This is a genomic window from Corynebacterium sp. HMSC14B06, from assembly GCF_001807075.1.
GTDB lineage: Bacteria > Actinomycetota > Actinomycetes > Mycobacteriales > Mycobacteriaceae > Corynebacterium > Corynebacterium jeikeium_D.
The window spans coordinates 1-764 of the sequence record NZ_KV787386.1 but is presented as its reverse complement, the minus strand read 5'-3'; the positions used below and the strand labels follow the sequence as shown (position 1 = coordinate 764).

The 764-nt window shown below is 56.9% G+C and carries 1 pseudogene; it reads left to right on the top strand.

The features are described 5' to 3' along the window. Window positions 1–362: pseudogene (locus HMPREF3130_RS07325) on the top strand (hypothetical protein); the annotation flags it as partial. Window positions 363–764 lie beyond the last annotated feature (402 nt).

Here is a 764-nt window from a genome sequence, read left to right as displayed (position 1 = left end):
CCCTGCCGGATTGGTCTATGACCGCGCTCGAGCTCCAACGGCTAAGCCCGTGGGGCGAAGACAGCGGGAACCTTACGACGCCACCCGGTCTAGTCTTTCCGAGCAGTCGCGGCGGCCTGATGGATCTAGCCAACGTTCGCCGGTCGCTGCGAGACGCCTTGAAGCACACGGGGATTGCCTTTCACCCTTACTTGCTCCGTTCGACCGCTCTCACGGCGGTTGCGGACGTTTACGGCATGGTTGCAGCCCGTGACGTCGCCGGGCACACCACGACGGCTATCACTGAATCGCACTACGTCCAGCGGGCGGCGGTAGCGCCCGATGTTTCCGGCGCGCTCGGTGATTATCGCCCGAAAAGCTAAACCCCGCGCCCTGTTCGGCGCGTCCCCGTGACCTGCGAAGATGCGGACTGTCTCTATATACCCTCATCTTCAACTTCTTCTGTATCTTCACAGGTCAGAGGCTTATCTTTAAAACTCATCTTTAACCAAAGGTGAGAATGTTAGGCAAGCAAAAGCGTTAGCTTTTGCGCGGCAGAACAAACGAGCGCTAGCGAGTGCGTTAGCCCTCTCCCCTCCCGTGAGTCGGCGGCGTTGACTCTTTAACACGTTCCCTTTTTGTTCCCTTTTTGCCATGTCACACCATGACACTGAAACTGAAAGATAGTGAACGTGGCTGTAGTAGTTTCCACCACATGCGGGGAAATCGTCTGACTGTCACAATGACTTAATGTCAGCGGGTTCGGGGTTCGAGTCCCTGATGGC